Annotated in this window: 29 protein-coding genes; 18 read left to right on the top strand and 11 right to left on the bottom strand. The window is 61.6% G+C overall.

Going from position 1 to position 21,369, the window contains the following annotated elements:
- The first annotated feature begins 44 nt into the window (after positions 1–44).
- Positions 45–686, top strand: a complete 642-nt coding sequence (locus AC07VS_RS06615) for a hypothetical protein (protein WP_494750525.1) — start codon at positions 45–47, stop codon at positions 684–686.
- Positions 687–808: 122 nt separating this feature from the next.
- A complete protein-coding gene (locus AC07VS_RS06610) occupies positions 809–1,351 on the top strand; it encodes a hypothetical protein (RefSeq protein WP_494750524.1) in 543 nt (180 codons plus the stop codon).
- A gap of 180 nt (positions 1,352–1,531) precedes the next feature.
- Here the strand turns inward: AC07VS_RS06610 and AC07VS_RS06605 are convergent, their stop codons facing one another.
- From AC07VS_RS06605 to AC07VS_RS06560, 10 genes are all read right to left on the bottom strand, one after another.
- Entirely contained in the window at positions 1,532–1,828 is a 297-nt protein-coding gene (locus AC07VS_RS06605) for a pyocin activator PrtN family protein (RefSeq protein WP_494750523.1), read from the bottom strand.
- A gap of 121 nt (positions 1,829–1,949) precedes the next feature.
- Positions 1,950–2,417: a hypothetical protein gene (locus AC07VS_RS06600; protein WP_494750522.1), complete on the bottom strand. Its 468-nt coding sequence runs from the start codon at positions 2,415–2,417 to the stop codon at positions 1,950–1,952.
- A gap of 2 nt (positions 2,418–2,419) precedes the next feature.
- Positions 2,420–3,019: a hypothetical protein gene (locus AC07VS_RS06595; RefSeq protein WP_494750521.1), complete on the bottom strand. Its 600-nt coding sequence runs from the start codon at positions 3,017–3,019 to the stop codon at positions 2,420–2,422.
- A gap of 3 nt (positions 3,020–3,022) precedes the next feature.
- Complete coding sequence (locus AC07VS_RS06590) at positions 3,023–3,328, bottom strand: DUF6378 domain-containing protein (RefSeq protein ID WP_494750520.1); 306 nt, start codon at positions 3,326–3,328, stop codon at positions 3,023–3,025.
- A gap of 103 nt (positions 3,329–3,431) precedes the next feature.
- The gene (locus AC07VS_RS06585; protein ID WP_494750519.1) at positions 3,432–3,812 is read right to left on the bottom strand and encodes a hypothetical protein; all 381 of its coding nucleotides are present in this window, start codon (positions 3,810–3,812) and stop codon (positions 3,432–3,434) included.
- Positions 3,813–3,828: 16 nt separating this feature from the next.
- Positions 3,829–4,053, bottom strand: coding sequence for a hypothetical protein (locus AC07VS_RS06580; RefSeq protein ID WP_494750518.1), 225 nt, complete (start codon positions 4,051–4,053; stop codon positions 3,829–3,831).
- Entirely contained in the window at positions 4,050–4,334 is a 285-nt protein-coding gene (locus tag AC07VS_RS06575; RefSeq protein WP_494750517.1) for a hypothetical protein, read from the bottom strand. Before AC07VS_RS06575 ends, AC07VS_RS06580 begins: the two co-directional genes overlap by 4 nt.
- Complete coding sequence (locus AC07VS_RS06570; RefSeq protein ID WP_494750516.1) at positions 4,331–4,534, bottom strand: hypothetical protein; 204 nt, start codon at positions 4,532–4,534, stop codon at positions 4,331–4,333. The genes AC07VS_RS06575 and AC07VS_RS06570 overlap by 4 nt, the downstream gene beginning before the upstream one ends.
- A gap of 482 nt (positions 4,535–5,016) precedes the next feature.
- The gene (locus AC07VS_RS06565) at positions 5,017–5,481 is read right to left on the bottom strand and encodes a hypothetical protein (protein ID WP_494750515.1); all 465 of its coding nucleotides are present in this window, start codon (positions 5,479–5,481) and stop codon (positions 5,017–5,019) included.
- 368 nt (positions 5,482–5,849) lie between these two features.
- Positions 5,850–6,230: a hypothetical protein gene (locus AC07VS_RS06560; protein WP_494750514.1), complete on the bottom strand. Its 381-nt coding sequence runs from the start codon at positions 6,228–6,230 to the stop codon at positions 5,850–5,852.
- A 62-nt stretch (positions 6,231–6,292) separates the two neighbouring features.
- Between AC07VS_RS06560 and AC07VS_RS06555 the strand changes: the two genes are divergently transcribed.
- The 9 genes from AC07VS_RS06555 (at position 6,293) to AC07VS_RS06515 (ending at position 13,655) form a co-directional block, all read left to right on the top strand.
- A complete protein-coding gene (locus tag AC07VS_RS06555) occupies positions 6,293–6,769 on the top strand; it encodes a phage regulatory CII family protein (RefSeq protein ID WP_494750513.1) in 477 nt (158 codons plus the stop codon).
- Positions 6,770–6,774: 5 nt separating this feature from the next.
- The gene (locus AC07VS_RS06550; protein ID WP_494750512.1) at positions 6,775–7,776 is read left to right on the top strand and encodes a helix-turn-helix domain-containing protein; all 1,002 of its coding nucleotides are present in this window, start codon (positions 6,775–6,777) and stop codon (positions 7,774–7,776) included.
- Complete coding sequence (locus tag AC07VS_RS06545) at positions 7,773–8,120, top strand: hypothetical protein (RefSeq protein ID WP_494750511.1); 348 nt, start codon at positions 7,773–7,775, stop codon at positions 8,118–8,120. The genes AC07VS_RS06550 and AC07VS_RS06545 overlap by 4 nt, the downstream gene beginning before the upstream one ends.
- Positions 8,117–8,668: a hypothetical protein gene (locus tag AC07VS_RS06540; protein WP_494750510.1), complete on the top strand. Its 552-nt coding sequence runs from the start codon at positions 8,117–8,119 to the stop codon at positions 8,666–8,668. Before AC07VS_RS06545 ends, AC07VS_RS06540 begins: the two co-directional genes overlap by 4 nt.
- Positions 8,665–10,734, top strand: a complete 2,070-nt coding sequence (locus AC07VS_RS06535) for a phage terminase large subunit family protein (protein ID WP_494750509.1) — start codon at positions 8,665–8,667, stop codon at positions 10,732–10,734. The genes AC07VS_RS06540 and AC07VS_RS06535 overlap by 4 nt, the downstream gene beginning before the upstream one ends.
- A gap of 4 nt (positions 10,735–10,738) precedes the next feature.
- Positions 10,739–11,491 carry a hypothetical protein gene (locus AC07VS_RS06530; RefSeq protein ID WP_494750508.1) on the top strand — a complete coding sequence of 251 codons (753 nt, stop codon included), beginning with the start codon at positions 10,739–10,741 and terminating at the stop codon, positions 11,489–11,491.
- Between the two features lie 55 nt (positions 11,492–11,546).
- A complete protein-coding gene (locus tag AC07VS_RS06525) occupies positions 11,547–11,861 on the top strand; it encodes a Mor transcription activator family protein (protein ID WP_492346471.1) in 315 nt (104 codons plus the stop codon).
- A gap of 96 nt (positions 11,862–11,957) precedes the next feature.
- On the top strand, positions 11,958–12,179 hold the full coding sequence (locus AC07VS_RS06520) for a phage head-tail joining protein (protein ID WP_019578282.1): 222 nt from the start codon (positions 11,958–11,960) through the stop codon (positions 12,177–12,179).
- Positions 12,180–12,185: 6 nt separating this feature from the next.
- Positions 12,186–13,655 (top strand): phage portal protein, encoded by a 1,470-nt coding sequence (locus AC07VS_RS06515; RefSeq protein WP_494750507.1) that lies wholly within the window; start codon positions 12,186–12,188, stop codon positions 13,653–13,655.
- Between the two features lie 248 nt (positions 13,656–13,903).
- Here the strand turns inward: AC07VS_RS06515 and AC07VS_RS06510 are convergent, their stop codons facing one another.
- The gene (locus AC07VS_RS06510) at positions 13,904–16,390 is read right to left on the bottom strand and encodes a hypothetical protein (RefSeq protein ID WP_494750506.1); all 2,487 of its coding nucleotides are present in this window, start codon (positions 16,388–16,390) and stop codon (positions 13,904–13,906) included.
- Between the two features lie 77 nt (positions 16,391–16,467).
- On the opposite strand from AC07VS_RS06510, the gene AC07VS_RS06505 reads away from it, so the two are divergent.
- The 7 genes from AC07VS_RS06505 to AC07VS_RS06475 all read left to right on the top strand — a co-directional run bounded on the left by AC07VS_RS06505 (position 16,468) and on the right by AC07VS_RS06475 (position 21,362).
- Entirely contained in the window at positions 16,468–18,624 is a 2,157-nt protein-coding gene (locus AC07VS_RS06505) for a prohead protease/major capsid protein fusion protein (protein WP_494750505.1), read from the top strand.
- A 35-nt stretch (positions 18,625–18,659) separates the two neighbouring features.
- Complete coding sequence (locus tag AC07VS_RS06500; RefSeq protein WP_494750504.1) at positions 18,660–18,992, top strand: DUF2190 family protein; 333 nt, start codon at positions 18,660–18,662, stop codon at positions 18,990–18,992.
- A 43-nt stretch (positions 18,993–19,035) separates the two neighbouring features.
- Positions 19,036–19,362 carry a head-tail joining protein gene (locus AC07VS_RS06495; protein ID WP_494750503.1) on the top strand — a complete coding sequence of 109 codons (327 nt, stop codon included), beginning with the start codon at positions 19,036–19,038 and terminating at the stop codon, positions 19,360–19,362.
- A complete protein-coding gene (locus tag AC07VS_RS06490) occupies positions 19,359–19,823 on the top strand; it encodes a hypothetical protein (protein ID WP_494750502.1) in 465 nt (154 codons plus the stop codon). The genes AC07VS_RS06495 and AC07VS_RS06490 overlap by 4 nt, the downstream gene beginning before the upstream one ends.
- A gap of 51 nt (positions 19,824–19,874) precedes the next feature.
- Positions 19,875–20,525 (top strand): phage tail tube protein, encoded by a 651-nt coding sequence (locus AC07VS_RS06485; protein WP_494750501.1) that lies wholly within the window; start codon positions 19,875–19,877, stop codon positions 20,523–20,525.
- Positions 20,526–20,616: 91 nt separating this feature from the next.
- Positions 20,617–20,985 carry a phage tail assembly chaperone gene (locus AC07VS_RS06480; RefSeq protein WP_494750500.1) on the top strand — a complete coding sequence of 123 codons (369 nt, stop codon included), beginning with the start codon at positions 20,617–20,619 and terminating at the stop codon, positions 20,983–20,985.
- A gap of 20 nt (positions 20,986–21,005) precedes the next feature.
- Positions 21,006–21,362: a DUF1799 domain-containing protein gene (locus AC07VS_RS06475; RefSeq protein WP_494750499.1), complete on the top strand. Its 357-nt coding sequence runs from the start codon at positions 21,006–21,008 to the stop codon at positions 21,360–21,362.
- The last annotated feature ends 7 nt before the right edge of the window (positions 21,363–21,369 follow it).

Here is a 21,369-nt window from a genome sequence, read left to right as displayed (position 1 = left end):
CTGTTTATGTTTAACGTTAGATTTCGTAACCCAGGGAGCGTACCTTGAAGTCCAGAGAATTGTTCACCATTCATGATTTGATCGCCAGCAACTACACCATCACCAAATTGGCCTCTGGCAAGTACAGGCACCAGTTCACTCCCGCAACTACCGCAACCATCTACGAGTTCGAAGCTAACGCTACGCCAGTAGTCATTGAGGGTGAGAGATACAACATTGGCTACACAGTCGACGATTCTGGCAGAAACATCGTCGACTTGTCGGCGCTTTCTCCAACGTCACAAGTTAACCCGATGCTTAGCTTCCTGGCTGCGCAACATATCGCGCACGGGAACTGCGGAATCGAGAAAGCTAAGAACGACCAGCGTGTGAGTCATTCAGCCACGGATGGGTACTACTGGGGCAAGAAGTACGCATGGCGCATGTTTGGTACGGTCATTGCCAAGGGAGCATTCTTCGAATACCTCGACGAAATCAAACACCCGTCCGTTCCATGCATCACCCGAGATCCAGATTTGCCGTACTCAAATGATGAGTCCACTGCGTACGCGGAGAAGGGGCTAGAGGAAGCGGTGCGCAATCTAATCGCGTCGGCTACCAAGGTGTCGGCAGCGTACTTCAAGTCACCGTTGTATTCGAGAAAATTTGCAATCAAAGGCATCAATGCGCTTACCGATAAAAAGTGAAAGCTAACCCTTTGAACAACCGGCCATAAATAAGCTACGATTTTATATGCCTGGTCATTTGAGGATTTGTAATTGCTACGATTTTTTGGGGAATTGTGGTATTTTAAATTAAAGGGGGAGTAATGAAAAAATTGTTTTTTACAATAATTCTTGCTGCATTAGTGGGGGTGTCGGGGGCTGCTCAGAATTATACTGATCGCAAGGCTTATACTGTCAATCTTAGTCCTTATGTGGAGATAACAAGCTTTTCATTTGCAAATGAGGATCGTGATAGAGGAAGAGGCTTATCGTCCGATGCGCGATTCATAACAAATTATTCTTGGAAAAATACCTCTCAGCAATCAATCGTTGCACTGGAAATTGTAATGCTGAAGTATGATGCTTTCGATGAACGGCTTCTTGGAAGCCGTTTTGTTGTGCAAGGCACTAACAGCGCAAATTGGTCACCGCTGCAGCCTGGTCAGAGTAGTTCAGACGGTTCGATAGGGTTCCGAGACGAGGATGTATTTACTGGTATTGCCTACGTACGGCGTGTCCGTTTAAGCGACGGCTCAATATGGCGTGTGGACGAATCCAAGCTGCTCCAGGAGTTGAAGAAGGTCGCTCCAAACATCCGCAACCCTGGGAGTCTGGCACCCGACGCAAAGCCTACTGCAAAGGAATAGCCCTTCAGGCGGTGAGTCGAGTTTGGCCCAGCATTACGTTCCAGCCGAAGGCAAAAAGCTACGCTTTTTGCCTTCGGTTGCGCTTTTTCGTTGAATGTCTACTGATCGATCATCTCAGATCCAGCTCATGGTCTAATTCGGGCGTCGTGGCAGCTCGCGCTCACGGGGCAGCGGCTTCGGCTATGTAGCCCTTTTGTGGGACCAGTGAACTGTCTGGCCAGCAAGCTGCCGCGCTTCTTTAACTGCGGCAGCGCGTCGATCATCAAGGTATTCGGCCAAGTCTGTGAGGTGTACGCCGCGTGCCGCCTTTTGTGAACCCGGCTCAATTCGTACCAGTGGAATCTTGATGTCTCCGGCCGAAACCTTACGCAGAAAATTCTCGGTGGTCAGGTGAGGGAAGTAGTCCTTCACCACTGACGCCACAGGTATTACAGCCTGAGCGTTGTATTGCGCCATGAGCAAGAAGGCGGTATTCATAGTTTCTCGCGCTACTTTGTAAACGGTTTATCGCTCGACGCCAAGATGAGCGAATGCGGCGCGGACGCCTTCTCCGAGCATGCCGACGCCGGCACAAAGTTCGATGGAATGGAGAGCCACATCACGCCACCCTCTCCGAATGCCCATCTCGGAACACCAGCACAGGGCCCATCCGACTGGGAAGCGCAAAGGCATCCATCGCCCCAGGCCGCCCATCAAAGGGCCGCAGCTCGGGCGCCCTGTAGGACTCAACTGACGCCCGGCAAGCCGGTGCCGGTTGCAGATGCGCGGTTTGGGGAGCAGCCGGCTTCGGCACTACCGCCACCAGCGTGCGCGGCACCAAGTTGCCCTGGCCATTGGCCACGGCAGTGACCGCCTCGAGGCCCCTCTTGGTAATGGCGTAACGGGCAGGCCGGCTCATATCGACGCGGGCCACTGTGCCGCGCTTGACCATGCTGGCCACGCGCACGCCGGGCGCGGTGGTGCCGATGTGCTTCAGCTTGCCGAACTCGTCGACCGTCAGTGGCCCGTGCTGTTGCAGGTGCTTCAGGAGGGCGATGGTGCTGGGTTGGTAGGTCGGGCCCATCATGCTCAGGCCTCCGCGCGAAGCGCATGAAAGGTTTGAACAAACCGGTCCCGCCAGGTGGACCAGGAGCAATCGCGCCAACCCTCGAGCAGGTTGTCTGCGGCAGGGCGAACCTCGGCACCCGGGGTGTCCAAGATCGCCCAGGGCTCATGTTCGTCCGCATTCCAAAGCGTCAGATCCCGCCGCTCCGTGGCCAGGGCCACCAGGTCGAAATGCCGGATCGTTGCCCGGTGCGCGGCAAAGGTCGACTGCAGCCCGTACCAGCGGCGCACCTGCACTGCGTGGACATGCTCGAAGCCATCCCAAGCCCCCTGCAGGCTCCACTTCACAGGGCTGGCCACGTCCCCTGTGAATGCTTCATGGGCGTCGTGCATCAGGCAAGCCAGTTGCACGCTGGGGCTCAGGCCCTCACGGGCGGCCAGTGCGCAGCACAGCAGGCTGTGCTCGGCCACGCTGTAGGGGCGCACTGCATGGCCCGTGAAGCGATTGATCTGCGCCAGTGCGTGAGCAATGGTCTGAATCTCAAACCGGTTCACCGCCATGCCCACACCGGCCAGGTGGTGCTCGGCCCCGCGGGCCGTGATCATCCAGGTATCGGCTGCCATGGCTCAATCCTTCGGCATAGCCGATTCACCGGCCAGGGCAGCATAGGCCGCGCCATCCACGAAGTCGTCCGGGTTGAACTGGCCATTGCGGGCCGAAGCAGCAGAGCGGGCCAGCTTCAGCACCTGCATGAAGGCCCAGCCCTGGCGCTCGGTCAGGGCAGCGCCCTCCAGGGCATTGAAGGCCGCCACGGTGGCGGCCATGCTGCGCTCCTGCTGGGCGCCTTCCGCGCTGGTATCGCGCTGCACACCACGGTCCTGGATCGTGGCCGCAGCGGTGCGCAAAAAGCTGTCAGCCGAGGCCAGCGCCATCGACTTTTGCAGCAAAACTGCCTGCGAAACAGGCAAAACGGCTTTCAAAGGGCGAGCGAGTCTCTTCTGTGTTGAAACAGACATGGGAAAACCTCCGAAGGGTTTACGCAGCGATCAGGGCTGCAGGGGGTTGGGAATGGGTGGTGGAAGAGGGCAGCGCCTTGCGGCGTGGTGCCAGGGCCAGCCGCTTGGCGGTGGCGTGCAGCTCGGCCGTGCGAAAGTCGCCCCGGCCGGTGTAGAAGACCCGGGGCCGCGACAGCACCACGTCCACAGGTTGGCCGGCCACCACCAAGGCGCCATGCCGGTGCCACCAGGCAGCAGCCTCGCGCCCAGACCAGCGCACCAGCCAGCTTTCCACCTGGCGCGACTCAGAACCCAGGCGATCCAGCAGCCGCAGCGTGAGCTGAAACGTGCCGTCCGCAGCAGGGGCGATCACAGGTCGCTGCTTGGCAACAAACATGGTCGAAGTGACGAGGGTGGGCATGGCGGGCCTCGCTCGGTCAGTGAGAAAAACGGGGAGGCAGGCGGGAAGGCATGCTCCCCATGGCGGCACGGGATACCGCCTCGGCCCGCTTGAGCTCGGCCACCTCGACGGGGGCAGCACGGCGCTCATCGGCCACGGCCTCCATGGCTTCCAGATCGCTGGGGCCCCACAGATGGGCGGTGCCCAGCACCAGAGCCATCACCAGAATGCACAAGCCATTGATCAACGTGGTGCGGCTCATGGCGTCACCTCCACCAGGTCGCCGAAGTCATCGATCACGGCGGCCGTCACGCATTGCCAAAGCCGGCCGTGCTCATCCCACATCGACAGCTTCAGGAAATGGCGCAAGGCCGCCAGCGGCCAGCCAGAAGAGTGCTGCTCGCGCATCCGATACCAGTAGCCCTGGGCGGTGTGGCCGAGCTCAGATCCAGCGTTGTAAGTACCCCACCGGAACGTCAAACCAGGGCGCAAGACGATGGCCCCCGCCACCGGCTCGCGAGAGGGCAGAGCGGCGGTGTTCATTCGCCACCCCCGACCCGGTCCACGCACAGCACTGCCAAGCCCGTGGTGTGGTGGGCTGCTGCCTGGGCGCGGTCAGCGCTGGCGGCCTTGAGCTGGATGGTCGGCAGCTTGCCATCGGCGGCATGGCCATGAACCTCGGAACGGTCCAGGTCCTTGGGGATCAGGGTTGCGCGGTAGCTGCGCAGAAGAGTGATGTGCATTTGCTAGCTCCATTTCTTGAGCGAAATGTAGCAAACGCTACCCATCAATGCAATAGCAAATGCTATTTTTTGAGGAATTCTTTCCGATCAGACCATAGCTGCCGGGCTGTTCCTTCGGCCCTCAAGCGCAAGTTCTTCAATCAGATTGAACTTTGCAGAGCGTTGACAATCAGTCGAACTCGCCATGTTTTCGCCGAATCGGCGGTTTCATCACTCTCGGTAGCGAGAGGTCAGAAATGTCATCCGCAGGATGACGAGCACAAGCCAGCAACCCTGAAGGCCAGGTGCAAATTTGAGTTAAAGCTTGTCGTCGACGCACCAGCAATGCGCTTGTGCATCAATTTCAATCTCTCCCGTGTGCATACAGGAGCTCCCGCGAATTCCCGAGGCGTGATCGCCCGGGTTTGAATTCCGTTCGCCTGTTCAGCGCGAGCGGTGGTTGTGCTTGCGTGGGAAAAGGTAGATGCGGGCGCTGCCTGCTGCTAAGCGGCAATTTTTCCCGACGAGTGCAGTAGTGCAGTGATGTGGCTGGCGATGCTTCTGGCTTGATTTGGCTGTCTGGCGACCCCGGCTAGAAGCTCCGCTATTGCGTTCCGACGGACCTCGTCGACTTGGAGCAGCGCATTCCCAATTTGCACAACGTGTTCAGCAACGCTCTCCGAAGGCTCCCGGGCTTGCTGGGCGCTTGAATCTGCCAGCTTCGCCACGTTTTGGGCGGGCTCGAGGTCTGCACCTTTTGCGGCTGTGAACCAGCCTTTTAGGCCAGGCTTGGCTTCGATTTCAGCAATGAGCTTTTCGGTGATGGGGCGATCGCCACGGAGCATCTGGCCAATGTAGGCGCCGTCCTTGTAGCCCAGGAATCTGCCGAGAGAGGCAAGGCCACCCAGGCGCACAGAAAGCGCCCGTAGGCGCTCTTTGCGGTAGTTGGCTTCTGCTTCCAAGTTCATGGGAGAACGATAGCAATCGCTACGAAAGCATTGGCTACTTGATTGTGAGTAGCAAATGCTATCTAATCCGGGGGTATGAATCTCCACGAATATTTCCTTAGGCCTGATGCGTTGTCCGTTTCAGACTTACGCGAACGTATCGGAGCGAAGTCCAATGCCCAAATTCGCCAATGGCGGCATGGGTACAAAAGGCGGCGCCCGTCACCACGCAACTGTCTCGCCATTGAGGTGGCCACGGGCGGGTTGGTGCGACGACAAGACCTCCGCAGTGATTGGGTCGATATATGGCCCGACTTGGCTGCCGACGTTGTCGCTGAGGGGCAGGTTGTCTGCGGTGTGCCAGATCCATCGGGCTGACGGCGATTGCGTCATATGGATTCGGGACGAATCGTCGCAATTCGACCGTTTACTGCGAGTCGAAATGCCTCAAATATTTCTGTAACACGGCCCTGGGCTCTTGCTGCTTCGGGGGTCTCCGACGCGCCTGGCAGGTCGCTCAGGGCTTTGGGCACTAGGCGCAGCAGGGTGCACATCAGTTGGTCAAAGCCGGCACGGTCATCGCGAAACCGATCCGCGTACAGCAGCGTCAACAAAAGCCGCTGCGCCCTCAGTTGCGCCCGCATCTCGGTCTGTTCTTCCAGCATGGGCCCGGCCACCTTGACCAGTGCGTCATGCATGGCGGCTTCCAAGTCGCTTGGGTTCATGTCCATCGGTGTGCCTTTCTGGCTTTGGGTTGGGTCTGTGTTCATGCCCTCCAGTTTCTGGTCCAGCCGCGCTGGCCGTATTTCAAATTTCAAAGGGGATTTTCAAAATGACTGATGTCGTCGCAGCGGCGGAGGCGGCCGTGCGCGGTTACCCGGGCAGCACCAAGGTGGTGGCCCTGCTGATGGAGAAGAACCCCTCCAGCCTGGCCAGCGAGATCCTGGAGGCGGGTGCGGCCAAGTTGGGCCTTCGCGATGCCGTGAAGATCTCCCAGGTCACCGGCAGCAAGGCCATCCTGAACGCCTTCGCGGAGGCGCTGGGCTGCACGGTCATCGCCATGAACCATCAGCTCAGCGGCGCTGACCCGATGTACCTGCTCAGCCAGCTCGGGGCCAGCTTTGCCCGGGTGCTGGAGATCGAGGCGGCCGCCGCCTCCAAGGCCCGGCCCAACTACAACGACCTGCAGGAGCTCGAGAAGCGCTGGCTGGCCCACGTGGCCATCGGGCAGGAGATCGTGACCTATCTGCGGGCCGCCTACGACCACGGCAAGCCCGAGAGCATGCGGGCGCCACGCCTGGGGGACTGAGCACCATGAGTACCGTGATCATGGCGCTTTGCTGGCCCATCAGGATGCGCCCCCCGGCCAAGGCCGTGCTCATCTCGCTGGCCGACATGGCCAACGATGAGGGCTACTGCTGGCCGTCGATCGAGCGCCTGTGCGAGCGCACCTGCTTTGGCCGCACCGCTGTGATCGAGGCCATCTCTTGGCTCGAGGAGCGCTGCATCCTGCGAGCGGACCGCTCCAACGGGCGCAAGACCGTGTACTGGGTCGAGCCCGACTTGTACGTGGAAGAGGGCGCTGATTCCGAGGTCGCCCAGCCAGTTGCACCCCCCCCCAAACGGGTGCTCAACCAGTACGCCACGCGTACCGGTCCGCCACGCAAACCGGTACGCCAGGCGGACCCAACCAGTCCGCGTGGCGGACTCAACCGGTCCGCCACGCGGACACTAACCGTCAAGAACCGTCATGAATCAAATAACCCCCTAACCCCCAACATCCATGACACCCCCGATACCCCCGCCGCAGCGGGGGGCGCGTGCGGGTCGTTGCATTCATCCCAAAGCCAAACCCGCGGTCCACAGTCCGCAATCCCCAACGCTCCCGGCTTCGAAGCCTTCTGGCAGGCCTACCCCAAGCGGGCCAACGAAGACGCAGCCCGCCGGGAGTGGAACCGCCTGGCCCCTGATGCTGAGCTGCAGGCCTGCATGCTGGCCGCCATCCGTGCCCAGCAGGGTGGCCCGGCCTGGATGCGCGAGGGCGGTCGCTTCATCCCCATGCCGTCCAAGTGGCTGGCTGGCCGGCGCTGGCGGGACGAGCCCTCGCCCCAAGCCCAACTGGGGCTGCAGGACCAGTGGTGGGAGAGCAAAGACGGCGTGCGGGCCATGGGGCAGCGCCTGGGCCTGCCGTACTCCATGGCCGAGCTCGGCAATGCCTACACCGACGACGAGCTGCTCGAGCACAACCGCCGCTACCGCGAACGGGTGTTTGCCGCAGCAGGCGCAGGCCCTTGGTCGCAAAGGCAGTCCGCATGACCCGCACCTACATCCTCATCCAACTTCTGCGCCTGGGCCCGCTGACCCTGCGCGAGATCGTCGCTATCACCGGCTGGCCCGCGAGCGCTGCCGGCGGGGCACTGCGCAACACCTTGGACTCCAACGCTGTCCAGGAACTGCGCCACCGCAGCGGCGTGCGCTACGTCGCCACGGCCGGCAGGCTCGATGGCCAGGCTGGTGGTCAGGTCGATCAGGTCGACCCGGTGGAGCAGGGCAGGGCCCCCACCCCCCGGGCCTGCGGGTCCTCCCGGCGAGGGGTCAACGCGGGTAATTCGCACCGCCCGCTCGGGCTGTTGCGTGAGTGTCCTAAGGGGGTTAAGTGAAGCTCATTCCCCTCCTGGATCAGCCCATCTCGCAAGCCGAGTTCGCCGAGATGGTGGGCCTGAGCGAAGCCCGCGTGAGCCAGCTCATGGCCGACAGCGTGATGGTGCGCGGCGACACGGCCCACGCCTGGCTCATCGCCTACTGCGAACGCCTGCGCGACATGGCCGCCGGCCGCGCCTCCTCGGAGACCGGCGGCCTCGACCTGGTGCAAGAACGCGCGGCCCTCGCCCGCGAGCAGCGCATCGCCCAGGCTTTGAAGAACGCCGTCGCCCGCGGCGAGTACGCCCCCGTGGGCCTGCTGGCCGATGTGCTCGGCATGGCCAGCAGCGCCGTGGTCGATCGCTTCGACCAGCTCGAAGGCACCCTGCAAAAGGCCTGCCCCGACCTGCCCGAAGAAGCCAAGGCAGCCGTGATGCAGGTCCTGGCCTCGGCCCGCAACGAGTGGATTCGGTCTACCGCCCGCCTGGTCACCGAGCAGGTCGAAGCCATGGCCCAGGCCGATGCTGACGATGACTTCAACACCGACACCGAAGGACTCCCGTTTTGAACACGGCCACCGTCACCCTGCACACCGAAACCGCCCAGGCCATCGTGCGCTCGGTCCGCCTGGGCCTGGACAGCCTCCGAGCCGAAGTGCCCCAGCGCCTGAGCGAATGGGCCTCCGAGCACTTCAAGCTCGCCGGCGAAAGCTCCCACCAAAAGGGTGGCTGGGTCGGCTGGTCCTTCCAGACCGGCATCCTGGACTTCATGAGCGATGACCGCATCGAAGACCTGGCGGTGATGAAATCCAAGCGGGTGGGCTACACCAAGATGATCACGGCCTTCGTCGCCTACAACATCGCCCACCGCAGGCGCAAGCAGGCTCTGTGGCAGCCCACCGACGATGACCGCGACTCTTACGTCAAAAGCGAGATCGACCCCGTGCTCGATGCGGTGGAGGCCGTGCGCAAGGCCCGCAAGCAGGGCAAGGCCAACGAAGACACCATCAAGTTCAAACCCTTCCGCGACAGCGTGCTGCACCTCTTGGGTGGCAAAGCCAAGCGGGCCTACCGCCGCATCACGGTGGCCGTGGCCATCCTGGACGAGTGGAGCGCCTTCGACCAGTTGATCGAGAAGTCCGGCGACCCGGGCGGCCTGGCCAAGGGGAGGCTCGAAGGCGCGGCCTACCCCAAGTTCGTCGGCGGCTCCACCCCGGGGGTGAAGGGCCTGTGCCACGTTGAACGCGCATGCGACAACTCCGAAGGCTATGTGCGCTTCCACATTGCGTGCCCGCATTGCGACGCCGAGCACCCCCTGATGTGGGGCGGCAAGGACCGGCCCCACGGCTTCAAGTGGCAGCGCGGCCAGCCTGACACCGTGCGTCACATCTGCCCGCACTGCCGCGAGCCCATCACCCAGGCCGACTACCTGCCCGGTGGCCAGCCCATGGCCGGCACTTGGGTCTGCAGCAAGACCGCCAAGCGCTACGGCCCGGACCGCATCTGGCGCGACAGCCAGGGCCTGCCCACCCGGCCCCCCAAAACCCTGGGCGTGCAGGTCTGGGCCGCCTACAGCCCGCAGCGAAGCTGGGCCAGCATCGTCAAAGAGTTTGAAGAAGCCGTGTCAGCCCTGGAAAAGGGCGACCCCGGCCCCATGCAGCTCTTCGTCAACGAAACCCTCGGTGAAACCTGGGAGGTCAAGGGCGAGCGCAGCGATGAACACGCCCTGCAGGCCCGGGCCGAAGCCTTCCCCCTGTGCCAGGTGCCCGTGGGCGGCCTGGTGCTCACTGCAGGTGTGGACGTGCAGCGCAACCGCTGGGAGATTGCCATCTGGGCCTGGGCCCGGGGCTTGGAGTCCTGGCCCGTGGATCACCACATCATCGAGGGCAACCCCGCCAGCGAAGAGGACTGGCAACAGGTCACCACCTACCTGCAGCGCCGCTACCCCCAGGCCTACCACGCGGGCAGCCTGGGCCTGTCGGGCATCTCGATTGACTCCAGCGACCAGACCCAGGCCGTTTACAACTGGGTGCGCAAGAACCAGCACCAGCTCCCTTGCTTGAGGGCCGTCAAAGGCCGAGGGGAAGAGGGCGTGCCGGTGCTGGGCCCGGCCAGCATCCAGGACATCAACTGGAATGGCCAGAAATGGCCCCAGGGCGTGAAGCTGTGGAACGTGGGCGTGGACACCGCCAAAGACCTGCTGCTGGGCCAGCTCGCCATCCCCACCCCGGGCCCGGGCTATGTGCACTTCAGCCAGGACCTGCCGCGCGAATGGTTCGAGCAGCTCACGTCCGAGCAGCGCATCCTGGCCAAGCTCAACGGGCGCGACACCTACCGCTGGGTCAAGCGCCGCCCGCGCAACGAGGTGCTGGACTGCCGCAACTACGCCCTGCACTCGGCCATGAGCATCGGCCTGCACCACCACAGCGACCGCAAGTGGCAGCAGATCGAGGCGGCGGTGCAGCCGGTGAATGCGGATCTGTTCAGTGCGCCGTTGCCACAGAACGTGGCCAAGGCTCCTGCCCCGGCCGTCTCGGTAACCCCGGAGCCCAACTCGGCCCGCAGCGAAGAAACCCAAGACCGCGGCTACGCCCGCCGCCGATCCTCGGCCCCCGCCTTCACCCGTGCCTGGTGACTTCATGAAAATCACAACCCAAATCAACTTCCCCGACCCCGCCCGGCTGGTGGGCGAGCTGGCCAAGCAAACCCGCTTTGCCCTGAAGACAGCCCTCAACACCACGGCCACCCAGGTGCGCGATGGTCTGCGCTCCGAGATCCAGCGCACCATCGACCGGCCCACGCCCTACACCTTGAACAGCCTCTTCATCCGGGCGGCCACAACTCAGAACCTGGAGGCCACGGTCTGGCTCAAGGACGAGCGGGCCACATCCAATGCCGGCACCCCGGCCACTCGCTACATGCTGCCCCACATCGTGGGTGGGCAACGCACCCTCAAACGCTTTGAACGGGCCCTGCAGATCACCGGCCAGATGCCCAAGGGCTGGTACGCGGTGCCCGGCGCTGGGGCAAGGCTGGACGCCTTCGGCAACATGAGCTCGGGCCAGATCATCCAGATCCTGAGCCAGTTGCGGGTCACGCTCACCGCAGGCTTCACGCGCAACATGTCCACCGACGCCCGCAGCAAGATCGCCGCCCAGCGCCGGGCCGGCGGCCGCTTCTTTGTGGTGATGCCCGGGGCCAAGGGGCTGCGCCCGGGTGTGTACCAGCGCGAGTTCATGGGGCGGCAGGTCACGCCGGTGCTGATCTACGTGACGGCGGCCAATTACCGCAAGCGGCTGGCGTTTGAAACGGTGGGGCAGCGGATTGCGGATGCGCATCTGTTGAACAACTACCGCCAGGCGTATGCGCAGGCCTTGGCCACGGCGAGGTAAGCCGAACCGCCTTCCTCTCTTCTTTCGCCTCATCTCCTGCCGAATCACTTCAGCAATGACCCCACCCAAGACCACGCCCGAGCCCATCACCGAACTTGACCTGGTGGACCGGATCTTTGCCTACCTCGAATCTGAATTGCCCGAAGCCTCCCGGGCCATGTGCAACATCGACCGCCTCAAAGCCGAAGTCCGGTCGGAGTTTGCAGGCATCGAGTGCTACATCCCGGCGCTGCCCCGTGTTGAGCGCGACAAGCGTGCCCAGGACGTGCTGCGGCTGTTCAACGGGCGCAATGCCAGTGAAGTGGCCCGGCAACTCAACATTGGGCGAACGACGGTCTACCGAATTCTCAAGCAGCCAGGCAACAGATAGTCGTCCGTCAAATGTTGTTCCATCTTTCCTGGAAATGGAACAGCAGCTTGGATAAGTTGGCCGGGCAACTCCCTGAACCCCGACCACTATCCCCCTATGGCTTACACCCAAACCGACCTGGACAACATCGACACCGCCATCGCCACCGGCGAGCTGGAAGTGGAGATCCACGGCCCCAACGGCCTGCGCAAGGTGCGCTACCGCAGCATCGGCGAGCTCAAGTCTGCCCGCGAGCACATCGCCAGCCTCCTGACCCGGGCCAGCTCGCCCCGCAACCCCGGAGCCTGGCGTGTCGGCTTCTCCACCTCGCGGGAGTGATGAACCATGGCCAACATCCTTGACCGCCTGATCGGCGCCTTCAACCCCCAGGCCGGCCTGCGCCGCCACCAGGCCCGTGAGCTGCTGCAGCGGGCCTACGAAGGGGCCAGCACCCGCGACGGCTGGCGACCCCGCCGGGCCGGTGCCAGTGCTGATACCGACCACCGGGCGGATGCTGCCACCCTGCGCGTGCGTGCTCGGTCCTTGGTCAAGAACACGCCCTACGTCGCGCGGGGCCTGGGCTCGATGGTCGCCAACGTGATTGGCACCGGCATCAACCCGCGCAGCCTGGGCAAGGACGCCAAGCGCATCACCGCCCTCTGGCAGGAATGGTCCAAGGTCGCCGACGCCGATGGCGTGCGCAACCTGGGCGGCCTGCAGGCGGCAGCCTACCGGGCCATGGAGCAGGACGGCGAAGTCCTGGTGCGCCTGCGGGCCCGCCGGCCCAGCGATGGCTTGCCGGTGCCCCTGCAGCTCCAGCTCTTGGAGATCGACTGGCTCGACAGCGCCAAGGTCGGCAGCCATGGTGCCAACACCATCATCAACGGCATCGAGTACGACCCCTTGGGCAAGCGGGTGGCGTATTGGCTGTTTGACCAGCACCCGGGTGAAGTCCTGGGCCCGCGCATGGCCAGGACCAGCAGCAGCCCGGTGCCGGCCGAACGCATCATCCACCTCTTCAACCCCGAGCGGCCGGGGCAGGGCCGAGGCTTCACGCGCCTGGCACCCGTCATCAGCCGGGTGCGCGACCTGCAGCTCTACGAAGACGCCGAAGCCCAACGCAAGAACCTGGAATCGCGCTTGTCGGTGATCGCCAGCGGCGATGTGAACTCCATGGGGCCCCTGGGCCCAGAAGACCAGCGCACCCCAGACCAGAGATCGGAATCAGGCGACCTGGGCACCTTGAGCAGCGGCTCCATCATCCAGGTGCCCTCGGGCCTGAACATCACGACCGTCCAGCCCAATGCGGTGCCGGGCTATGTGGACTACGTGAAGCTGCAGTTGCACCTGATCGCGGCCGGCATGGGCATCACCTACGAAATGCTCACCGGGGACGTGCGCGAGGTGAACTTCAGCAGCGCCCGGGTGGCCATCTTGGAATACCGGCGCAACGCTGAGCAACTCCAATGGCTCACCCTGATCCCGGGCCTGTGCGAACCCATCTGGCGAGCCTTCATTGATGCGGCGGTGCTGGCCAGCATCCTGAAGAGTCCGGACTACGCCTGCGACTGGGCGACCCCGAAGTGGGACTACGTCAACCCGGTGCAGGACGTGGCGGCCGAGCTCGATGCCATTGCGGGCGGGCTGTGCACCATCAGCGAAAGCTTGCGCCGCAGGGGTATGGAGCCGGAGCTGTTCTTCACTGAGTACAAGGCCGACTTTGAGAGGCTGCAGCGGGATGGGACGCTGGACTTTCTGATGATGTTGCAGAAAGGGAGGACGTTAGGGCCGCTGCAAGCGAAATCTCACGAATAGTCCAGAGACTTGACTGTCTGACGAAAATGAGTTGCGAATTTTAATGAATGTTGGGTGTGCATGAATTTATATTATCAATGTCTTGCGATCATGAATTTTTCCGAATTTGAAATGGTTGAGGGTTGATTTGTGAAGATCCGGCTATTCAATAGCTTGCGCGTTGATTGAATTGCCGGATCCTGTTTTGGTTATATTTTGTATTTGCGAAGCTAAAGTCAATATTAATTAATATTCTTTTATTTTCTTGCTTATGGGGAGATTGTTCTGATTACGTTATTCAGCGAGTCGGAGACATATATTTTCCCGGATGGGCTTGCGATAATCCCTTGTGGATAGAAGAATGCAGACTTTCTGCCAACATCGTCTGCATATCCTTGCGTTCCCGAGCCTGCAAGGGTGGTTACATTTCCGTCGGGTGTAATGAAGCGAATGGCACTGTTGCCAGTGTCTGCGACGTATATGTTGCCAGCGGTATCAACTGTTATGGATTGCGGGGAGTCGAAGGCCGCTGATTTGCCCTGTCCATCTGTGAATGCCCTTACCCCCGAACCAGCAAGGGTTGTCGTCAAGCCGGATGGAGATATTTTTCTGATTTTTTGATTGAGCATGTCCGCAACATAGAGAAATCCCGAGCTATCTATTGCGATGGAAAATGGGCTATTAAAGGCTGCAGCAGTTCCTTGGCCGTCAGCGAAAAATGCATTTCCAGATCCTGCGAATGTACTCACCAAGCCGGAGTTAGATATTTTCCGGATTCGGTTGTTTCCCATATCTGTGACATAGAGATTATTATTGGTATCAATGGATACAGCAGTTGGGTAGCTAAATGATGCTGCTGTTCCTTGGCCGTCAGAATAGCCCGCAGTGCCGTTTCCGGCAATGGTGGTCACATTTCCACTGCTACTGATTTTTCTAATTAAATGGTTGCCAGTGTCTGCGATATACAGACTACCTTGGTTGTCAATGGCTGATCCGTAGGGTATTGAAAAGGTGGCTGTTGATGCCGGTCCATCTAACTTTCCAGAGGTGCCAGTTCCAGCATAAGTTTTAACAATTCCATCGGTTGAAATTATCCGAATACGATTAGTGTTTTCCACAACGTAGCAGTTTCCCGATTGATCTACGGAAAGACCAACCGGGTTGAGGAAAGTCGCTGCCAATCCTTGATCATTGTAGTCCTGGGGTAGCCAGGTACCTGCATATTTTGTCACCGACCGGCCAGCAGTTGCTTTTCTTATTGAATGATTGGCTGAGTCTGCTATGAACAAATTGCCAAAGTAGTCGGAGGAAACCCCAAAAGGTGCATTGAGCGAAGATGTGACCCCTTGGCCATCTGTTGCGCCATATGTTCCATTACCGATGATGGTGCTAACATAACCAGATGGGCTAATTTCTCGTATTCTGTTGTTATAGGTGTCAGCGACATATACATTGCCTGCACCATCGACACTGATACCGTTGGGGCTACTAAAGAATGCCTGCGTGCCTTGCCCGTCTGTGTATCCGGGAGCACCAAAGCCCGCCAGCGTGGTTACTAGGCCAGTACTTGATATCTTTCTAATCGAGTTGTTGTTCGTGTCACTAACATAGACGTTTCCGGATTGATCTACGGCAATGCCGGATAAATTGTTGAATCTCGCAGAGGTGCCTTGCCCATCTGTGTTTCCAAATGATCCTGATCCCGCTAATGTCGTGACGACTCCAGACGATGTAATTTTTCTTATTCGATCGTTGTAGGAGTCGGTGACATATAGATTACCACCTGTATCAATGGCTATGCCTACTGGTCCTGAAAAGGAGGCAGAACGACCCGATCCGTCGGCATACGCATTTGTACCTGAGCCGGCAAATGTGCTTACTGTCCCGGTAGGGGTAATCTTTCTGATAACTGAGTTGTTGAAATCTGTGACGTAAAGGTTGCCATTTGAATCGATGGCTATGCCGGATGGCTTATTGAATGAAGCTGCGCTTCCCTGGCCATCGATATATGAGGCGCTACCTGATCCAGCAATGGTACTAACAACGCCTTGCGTATTGATTTTGCGGATTCGATTGAATTGAGTGTCGGCAATGTATAAATTGCCGACTCCATCTTGAGTTAATGCTGTTGGAAAATTAAACGTTGCATCGTTACTGGCTCCATCCAAGAATCCACTGCCTGCTAGTGTGGCCACACTCCCGGTGGTATTGCATTTTAGTGTGATGTTGTTCACATTCGCACTGGCTACTCCATTGCCGCTTTCAATAGCGCAAAGATAGCCACTAACGCTGTTGCTGATATTGACGGAATATCTTGTTCCAGAAGCTAGGGTAGATGCGAAAGAGAAGGTTCCGTTTGTCGTTATTTTTAAGGTGTCAGTTAGGTTGTTTGTTAGTATTACCTGTGACCCTACAGGTATCCCACTCGCTGTTCCACTGATTGAAAAATATTGAGTGGGGGGACTTCCGCCATTGCCCGTACCCGTACCTGAACCTGAACCTGTGCCTGTACTACTGCCGCTGCCACCGCCACCACAAGCTACGGATAGGAGCGTTGCAGCAATCGCTACAACCCAAAGCGCTTTTTTCATAAAAGAAAGAATCTCCGCCACATCGCCGGGCGTTTTCGGCTGTAGGCAAGCAGCTCTTTTGAGCGGTCCGTCCTGCCTCCCATTTACAAAGTTTAACCTGATGTACTTGTTGTTTTTTTTAACAGCGATAGCCATTCGATGGTGATACGCCTTGATCTGACTCATTGACGATGGTCGAACGCATTTGAAAAGTCGTCCCACTTTTCCTGGAAATGGAACAACTCGGACAGCACGATCAGTGCATGTCCGAGACCCCAACCCCTGAGATCCAGACCCGCCGCGAGGCCTTGCCACTTGCTGGCCGCCAGATGGAACTGCGCGGCTTCCAGCGCTCCCAGGCGGACAGCTCCGCCTCTGAATCTTCCCCCCTCGCCACCGCGCAGATCGTCTTCACCACCGGTGCGGGCGTGAAGTGCTTTGACTGGTACCGCGACCGGGCCTATGTCGAAGAACTGGTGGTGGAAGAGGGCGCCATCCGCCTGGATCGCCTGCGCCGCGGTGCGCCGCTTCTGAACACCCACAGCCAGTGGAGCCTCGAGGCCCAGCTCGGCGTGGTCGAGAACCCCCTGATTCAAAACGGCCAAGGCACCTGCAGCGCCACCTTCTCGCGCCGCGAGTCGGTTGCCGGTTACGTGCAAGACGTGGCCGACGGAATCATCCGCAATGTCTCGGTGGGCTATGTGCGCCACCGCATCGAGATGGTGGCCCCAGCCAACGAGGGCGAACTGTGGCGTTACCGCGTGGTCGATTGGGAACCCTACGAGGTCTCCCTGGTGCCCATCCCCGCCGACATGGACAGCCAGATCCGCTCCGGCGCGGGCACCGCTTCTGCCCCTGGTGCAGACGGCGCTGCCCCCGCTGACCAGGCCTTCCAGCTTCGCACCTTCCCCTGCGAGTTCATCGAGACCCGCGCCCATTCCCTGCCCACGGTGGGCCTCTCCGCCGAAACCCAAACCCGAAAGGATTCCTCCATGCCTCAGAGCACTGAAGCCGGCGGCAGCACCGCCACGGCCCCCGCTTCTTCTTCGTCGTCGTCAGCAGCCCCCGAAGCTGGCACTTCGGCCCAGCGCAGCCAGGCTGATGCCGCCGCTCAAGCAGCCATTGCCGCAGCTTCTGCCGCTGCTGACATCACCGACCTCTGCGCCCGCCACGGCGTGGCCCACCTGGCCGCCGGCCTGATCCGCTCGGGCAACTCGGTGGAGCAGGCCCGCAGCTCGGTGCTCGATGAGCTGGCCCGCCGCGATGCGGCCAGCGGTGGCCACCGCAACACCCAAGGCGGCCAGATCCAGACCGTGCGCGATGAGATGCAAACCCGCATGGCCGGCATCGAGCAGGCCGTCCTGCACCGGGTCGCCGCGCAAACCCAGTTGGACGACAACGGCCGCCAGTACCGGGGCATGAGCCTCCTGGAACTGGGCCGCGACTTTCTGGAGGGCCACGGCGTCAGCACCCGCGGCATGGACCGTCTGACGCTCGCCACCCGCATGCTGCACTTCCGAGCTGGTGGCATGAACACCACCAGCGACTTTCCCTCGCTGTTTGCCAATGTGGCCAACAAGCGCCTGCGCAGCGCCTATGACGAGAACCCGGGCACCTATGCCTTGTGGGCCCGCCGCGCACCCAACGCCCCGGACTTCAAGAACATCACGATCACGGCGCTGTCGGCCGCTCCCGATCTGCTGCGCACCAATGAGCACGGCGAATTCAAGTACGGCTCGATGAAGGACGGTGCCGAGTCCTACCAGGTGCTGACCTATGGCCGCATCGTGTCCTTGTCGCGCCAGGCCATCATCAACGACGACCTGCGGGCCTTTGACCGCCTGGTGAGCGCCTTCGGCTTTGCTGCCCGACGTCTGGAAAACCGCCTGGTCTACGCCCAGCTCACGGCGAACGCAGCGCTGTCTGACGGCACCACGCTCTTCCACGCAGACCACGGCAACCTGGGCACCGGTGCGGGTTCAGCTCTCCAGTTCACGGCCCTGTCGGCCGGCCGCACCGCGATGCGCCTGCAAAAGGGCCTGGCCGGTGAAGAACTGGGTATCGCCCCGAGCTACCTCATCGTGCCCGCCAGCCTGGAGCAGACCGCTTACCAGCTCACCAGCAGCAACTACGTGCCAGCCCGCCAGGCCGATGTGAACGAGTTCCGCAGCGGTGGCCGCACCTCGCTGGAGCCCATCGTTGAGCCCCTGCTGGACGGCAACAGCACCACCGCCTGGTACCTGGCGGCCAGCAATGCGCAGGTCGACACGGTCGAGTACTGCTACCTGGACGGCGCCGAAGGCCCGGTGATCGAGACAGAGGTGGGCTTTGAGAGCGACGGCGTTTCCTACAAGTGCCGCGAGGACTTCGCCGCCAAGGCCATCGAGCACCGCGGCCTCTACAAGGCGGCCGGCGGCTAAGCCCCTCATCACCCAGCCAAACCAGGAGAACCCAAATGAAAAACTTCATCCAGTCCGGCGACACCGTGCCCCTGCCGGCCCCCTATGCCGTCAACGGCGGCGACGGCCTGCAGGTCGGCGCACTGTTTGGCGTGGCCACCAGCGCAGCAGCAGCCGGCGCCACGGTCGAGACCCATCTTGAAGGCGTCTACGACCTCAACGCCCTGAACGCCGATGTGGGCGCGGCCGGCACCAAGGCGTACTGGGACAACGCCAACCGCCGCGTGACGGTGACCGCAGCAGGCAACGCCCTGATCGGTGCGCTGCTGTCGCCCAAGGCCGCCAACGAGACCACGGCTCGCGTGCGCCTTAGCGGCGTCGCCGTCTGAGCCCGCGCGTAACCCCACCAGATCTGACCAGGTGACCTGCGCCATGCCCAAGCCCTTCGCCCTCCTGGAGGCCCGCACTGCAGCCGCCGCTTTCCGCCGGCTGTCGAACTGTGCCGCCTTCATCGAAAACCTGAACGGGAGCGACAACGGAGACGTGAGGGTGGACGCCATCTTTGCCAACGGCTATGCCGCCGGCCAAGTGGGCGCCCTGGGCATGGCCTCGTCACAACCGGCACTCGCCCTGCCCACGGTCCAGGTCCCGGCCAACCCGGTGGGCCTGCGCGTGACGGTGGATGGCCAGGCCTACCTCATCGCCGATGCCCGCAACGACGGCACCGGAGAGACCCACCTTCTGTTGGAGCTGGCATGAACAACGCGCCCACCCCCACCACCGCCACGATCTTCCTTCAGGCCGTACAGGCCATGGTCGCCACCCTGCAGGCCGCTCCTGCGGTGGCCCCCAAGGTGTACCGCACCCGGCTGCGGCCCCTGAGCCAGCAAGACAGCACCGCGGTGGTGGTGCGCCTCGCCGGCTCGGACCCCGACACCTCGGTGGGGCAGGGCGCGGTCCTGGTCTGGGGCACGGCCGTCTCGGTCGAGTGCTACGCCCGTGGCAACACCCTGGCGCCGGCCGACGAGGCCGTGGACGACCTGCTGGCCCGGGTCTACACCCGGCTGCAGCAGGACCCGAGTCTCGGCGGTGTGGCCGGAGGCGTCACCCCCCACAGCCTGAGCGTGGACTACGACGTGGACGGCGATCAGACCGCCTGCGCCACGGTGACCCTGCTGGTGCGCCACGCCAGCGCTCCTGCCTCGGTCCAGCCCTTCTAGACCCCCTCCACCTCCCCACTTCCTCACCCTTTACCTTCAAAGGAAACCTTCATGGGACAAGCCATCTTCTGGAGCAACGTCGGCATTGACGTGCAAACCGGCCTGGGTGCCGCCATCACCCTGGTCAGCATCAGCAAGGCCGCCACGGGTGTGGTCAAGTACTCGGGCGCCGTCGACCCGAACGTGGGCGACATCATCTTGATGGCCGCCCAGGGCATGTACCAGGTCGACAAGCGCCTGTTTCGCATCGCCAACGTCAACTCGGCCGCCAAGACCTTCGAGCTGGAAAACGAAGACACCAGCACCTATGACAGCCTGGTGGCCGGCAGCTTCCAGGTCGTCACCTTCGGCGCGAGCTTTGCCACCGTGCAAAGCGTGAACGTCTCGGGGGGCGACCCGGAGTTTGCGGACGTCACCACCATCCACGACAACGTGCGCAAGCGCGTGCCCACCATCGTGAGCCCGCTGTCGTTTGGCATGGACAACATCTTTGATCTGTCCGACCCGGGCTTTGTGGAGTGCAACAAGGCCTACAAGGCCAAGAGCATGCGGGCCGTGCGCCTGCGCTTTGGCACGGGCGCCAAGATGCTTTTGCTGGGCTATGTGGCTGCGGCCGGCGTGCCCACCGGGCAGGCCCAGGGCGTGGTGCAGACCAAGGTCTCGATCGAGGCCCAGAACATGCCCACGGTGTACCCGAACTGATCCAGTTCGCCTGATCGCCTGATCAATCACTCCTTCCCCCGCGCAGGGCCTGTCCCTGCGCTCCCATCCTCCCCCTCATCGCTTCTTCACCATGAACCTGACCGCCACCGCCGCTGCTGCCGCAACCGTTGCTGCCGCCATCCCCTTCACCTTCGACCTGCCGGCCACCTTCTGGATCGACGTCACCCTGACCACGCCGGGCGCCCAGCCCGACCAGGTACTGCCCCTGGAATTCAAGTACCGCACCCGCGAAGAGATGGAGGCGCTGCCCACCGACATCGAGGGCAAGTCTGATGCTGAGATCCTGGGCCTCTTGATCAACGACTGGAAGGCCCCGGGCCAGCCCTTCACGCCTGAGAACGTGCAGCTCCTGATCAGCCGCTTCCACCGGGCCCCGCGCGAGATCTTCGATGCCTACCGCGACGCCCACTGGAACAGCAAGGCCCGCGCAAAAAACTAAAGGACTGCGCCCGCGTCCTGGTGCGCGGAGCGCAGCCCCCCGATGAAGCCGCCGCCAGCCGCCTGGGCTTTGGCAAGCACCTCGCCCTTCTCCAGCAACTCACCGAGCCCCCGTCCCTGAATGTCTTTCCTGACAACCAGATCCCTCTGGCCATCTTCCGGCGCATGCAGTTTGCGTGGCGGGCGCTCATGGGCCCGGACGGGGCGCTGCACTTCCTGGGCATGGACTGGTCCACGCTGCACCGCTACGAGCTCGCCTATGGCCTGGACGATGCCGAGCGCATCGACCTCTTCCAGTGTTTGGAAATGCTCGAAGCGGCCTGGCTGCAAGAAATGCACGCCTACCAATCTGAGCAGCGCAAAGCCCGTGGTTCCTGAGAACGGG

This window comes from Curvibacter sp. GW821-FHT01G03, assembly GCF_059422285.1.
This window is presented reverse-complemented; position numbering and strand designations above follow the sequence as displayed.

Coding starts and splice junctions, on each gene's coding strand:
- AC07VS_RS06610 (WP_494750524.1), top strand. CDS start 809: ATGAAAAAATTGTTTTTTACAATAATTCTTGCTGCATTAGTGGGGGTG.
- AC07VS_RS06605 (WP_494750523.1), bottom strand. CDS start 1,828: ATGAATACCGCCTTCTTGCTCATGGCGCAATACAACGCTCAGGCTGTA.
- AC07VS_RS06600 (WP_494750522.1), bottom strand. CDS start 2,417: ATGATGGGCCCGACCTACCAACCCAGCACCATCGCCCTCCTGAAGCAC.
- AC07VS_RS06595 (WP_494750521.1), bottom strand. CDS start 3,019: ATGGCAGCCGATACCTGGATGATCACGGCCCGCGGGGCCGAGCACCAC.
- AC07VS_RS06590 (WP_494750520.1), bottom strand. CDS start 3,328: ATGGCGCTGGCCTCGGCTGACAGCTTTTTGCGCACCGCTGCGGCCACG.
- AC07VS_RS06585 (WP_494750519.1), bottom strand. CDS start 3,812: ATGCCCACCCTCGTCACTTCGACCATGTTTGTTGCCAAGCAGCGACCT.
- AC07VS_RS06580 (WP_494750518.1), bottom strand. CDS start 4,053: ATGAGCCGCACCACGTTGATCAATGGCTTGTGCATTCTGGTGATGGCT.
- AC07VS_RS06575 (WP_494750517.1), bottom strand. CDS start 4,334: ATGAACACCGCCGCTCTGCCCTCTCGCGAGCCGGTGGCGGGGGCCATC.
- AC07VS_RS06570 (WP_494750516.1), bottom strand. CDS start 4,534: ATGCACATCACTCTTCTGCGCAGCTACCGCGCAACCCTGATCCCCAAG.
- AC07VS_RS06565 (WP_494750515.1), bottom strand. CDS start 5,481: ATGAACTTGGAAGCAGAAGCCAACTACCGCAAAGAGCGCCTACGGGCG.
- AC07VS_RS06560 (WP_494750514.1), bottom strand. CDS start 6,230: ATGAACACAGACCCAACCCAAAGCCAGAAAGGCACACCGATGGACATG.
- AC07VS_RS06555 (WP_494750513.1), top strand. CDS start 6,293: ATGACTGATGTCGTCGCAGCGGCGGAGGCGGCCGTGCGCGGTTACCCG.
- AC07VS_RS06550 (WP_494750512.1), top strand. CDS start 6,775: ATGAGTACCGTGATCATGGCGCTTTGCTGGCCCATCAGGATGCGCCCC.
- AC07VS_RS06545 (WP_494750511.1), top strand. CDS start 7,773: ATGACCCGCACCTACATCCTCATCCAACTTCTGCGCCTGGGCCCGCTG.
- AC07VS_RS06530 (WP_494750508.1), top strand. CDS start 10,739: ATGAAAATCACAACCCAAATCAACTTCCCCGACCCCGCCCGGCTGGTG.
- AC07VS_RS06525 (WP_492346471.1), top strand. CDS start 11,547: ATGACCCCACCCAAGACCACGCCCGAGCCCATCACCGAACTTGACCTG.
- AC07VS_RS06520 (WP_019578282.1), top strand. CDS start 11,958: ATGGCTTACACCCAAACCGACCTGGACAACATCGACACCGCCATCGCC.
- AC07VS_RS06515 (WP_494750507.1), top strand. CDS start 12,186: ATGGCCAACATCCTTGACCGCCTGATCGGCGCCTTCAACCCCCAGGCC.
- AC07VS_RS06510 (WP_494750506.1), bottom strand. CDS start 16,390: ATGAGTCAGATCAAGGCGTATCACCATCGAATGGCTATCGCTGTTAAA.
- AC07VS_RS06505 (WP_494750505.1), top strand. CDS start 16,468: ATGTCCGAGACCCCAACCCCTGAGATCCAGACCCGCCGCGAGGCCTTG.
- AC07VS_RS06500 (WP_494750504.1), top strand. CDS start 18,660: ATGAAAAACTTCATCCAGTCCGGCGACACCGTGCCCCTGCCGGCCCCC.
- AC07VS_RS06495 (WP_494750503.1), top strand. CDS start 19,036: ATGCCCAAGCCCTTCGCCCTCCTGGAGGCCCGCACTGCAGCCGCCGCT.
- AC07VS_RS06490 (WP_494750502.1), top strand. CDS start 19,359: ATGAACAACGCGCCCACCCCCACCACCGCCACGATCTTCCTTCAGGCC.
- AC07VS_RS06485 (WP_494750501.1), top strand. CDS start 19,875: ATGGGACAAGCCATCTTCTGGAGCAACGTCGGCATTGACGTGCAAACC.
- AC07VS_RS06480 (WP_494750500.1), top strand. CDS start 20,617: ATGAACCTGACCGCCACCGCCGCTGCTGCCGCAACCGTTGCTGCCGCC.